We start from the raw sequence: 2,124 nt of genomic DNA on the forward strand, positions 1-2,124 counted from the left end.
CGCCGCGATGCTCTTGCACCATCCGCACGGCTCGTTCACGGACTTCAGGGGAAAATTTGGTGTGCTTGCTCATATGGGCTCCATTCTCTCAAAGGGTGGAGCCTCCGCGAAACCCGGGGCGGTTCACCCTGGTTGGCAGCAAGGGGCGATAGCTACGACAACGCCCTGGCTGGAATGATCAGCAGGCTGTACAAGACCGAGCTGACACCTTCAATCATGCACGAACCGCGAGACCGCTGAGATGACGACCCCCGACATGGATGCGGGGTAGGCCACCAGCGTCTGTTCAGCTCACTCGATATGCTCCTTGCGAAGGCTAATAACAACAGATCAGGCGATGGCGGCCTGACTTAAACGAAACGGCTTTTATAAATCAAGGGCGATTCGCTGGTAGCGATGTTGCGGGCAAGTTATGGAAACAAAAAAGCGCCCCGAAGGCGCTTAGAGTGCAACTGCTTCCAAAGGAGCTTGGAAGCTGCCGGAGGCGAATATCGTTCAGATATGAAGCGGTTAGTCAGCTTTGGTTTCTTTCTTGCTTTCCGTATTGTTCTGATCTTGGCGGGTATCCTTAATCTGTAATTCGTCTATTTTTCGTTTGGCGGATTCGGTTCCGTGAATTCGTTTTTGATCTGCTCGGAATTTTTCATAAAATTTAATTGAGCGGTCATAGCCATCTTCTGCATAAGACAATGCGGAGCCGCAGATTACCAAACCAACAACAATAGCTTTCAACAGATTCATAGGGCAGTCCTCGCTAAATTGGTAATCCCCCCATTTTTAGTACTCGCCAGAAGTAGAGGTCAGGCCGCAAGGGCCAACTTCTGTTTGGGGGTGATGCCACCCAGGGCCATGTTTGGCCGTTCGTGATTGTATATCCATACCCAGCGCGTTGCATGCTCCTGCACCTCGGCAATGGACTCGAACAAGTAATGCCCCAGCCAGTCATAACGCACCGTGCGGTTGTAGCGCTCGACGTAGGCATTCTGCTGTGGATTACCAGGCTGGATATGCTCCAGTCGAATGCCGTGCTTTTCCGCCCATAGCACGAGCTTGCTGCTGATGTATTCCGGACCATTGTCGCTGCGGATAACTTGGGGCTTGCCACGCCACTCGATCACTTGATCCAGTGCGCGCACCACCCGCTCTGCCGGCAATGACAGATCGATATCCATGGTCAGGGCCTCGCGGTTGAAGTCGTCGATCAGGTTGAACAGGCGGAAGCTGCGACCGTCGGCCAACTGATCGTGCATGAAGTCCATCGACCAGCAGTGGTTGATTGCCTCCGGCACGGCCAATGGCTCGGGCTTCTCTCGCACGATGCGCTTGCGCGGCTTGATCCGCAGGTTCAACTCCAGCTCCCGATAGATCCGGTACACCCGTTTGTGATTCCAGCGATAACCTTTCACGTTGCGCAGATACAGGAAGCACAGGCCGAAACCCCAGTTGCGTTGGTTATGTGTGAGTCGGATCAGGTGATTGGCGATCTCGGCATTTTCTGCCGACAACCGTGGCTGGTAGCGATAGCAGGTCGTGCTGATGCCAAACGACACACACGCCAGTTTGATGCTGACCTTGCCTGAGGCAACCGCGTGTTGCGCCATCTCTCGTCGCCGAGATGGCTTCACCACTTTTTTGCCATCGCCTCCTGGATGATCTCGGCCTTCAGGCGCTCCTCGGCATACATCTTCTTCAGACGACGATTCTCCTCCTCCAGCTCGCGCAGTCGAGCCATTAACGAGGCGTCCATGCCACCGAACTTGGCGCGCCATTTGTAGAAGGTCGCCGAACTGATGCCATGCTCGCGGCACAGTTCAGGCACGGGGCTGCCGACTTCAGCCTGCTTGAGGATGGCGATGATTTGACTGTCCGAAAAACGCGATGTCTTCACGCAAAATTTCCTTGATCCGATTAGGAGAAAATTCTACTTCTGACGAGGGCTGATTTCAGGGGGGATTACCAATTCAAAGGTGGCTTGCTGAGCTTTCTCGCTGAGCCCTGCAGGTTCGAATGAATTTTGCGTGATTGAAGCTAACAGCAGCATGAGCCAAGCATTACATTATTGAAATGTAATGCTTGGCTGCGGCAAAAACTGAGTGCAACACCTGACCTTTCCGGTACGGTGCT

General features: G+C 53.7%; 2 protein-coding genes. Both read right to left on the reverse strand.

The genetic code is table 11. The features are described from left to right. Positions 1-510: 510 nt before the first annotated feature. Positions 511-741 carry a hypothetical protein gene (locus tag AAFM31_RS17660; RefSeq protein ID WP_083729411.1) on the reverse strand — a complete coding sequence of 77 codons (231 nt, stop codon included), beginning with the start codon at positions 739-741 and terminating at the stop codon, positions 511-513. Between the two features lie 59 nt (positions 742-800). After that, positions 801-1,888, reverse strand: a protein-coding gene (locus AAFM31_RS17665) for an IS3 family transposase (protein WP_341709168.1) whose coding sequence is annotated in 2 segments (ribosomal slippage) — positions 801-1,636 and positions 1,636-1,888 — 1,089 coding nt in all. Because the reading frame shifts where the segments join, the coding sequence is not laid out codon by codon here. Positions 1,889-2,124 lie beyond the last annotated feature (236 nt).

This window comes from Halopseudomonas sp. (assembly GCF_038130085.1).
GTDB lineage: Bacteria > Pseudomonadota > Gammaproteobacteria > Pseudomonadales > Pseudomonadaceae > Halopseudomonas.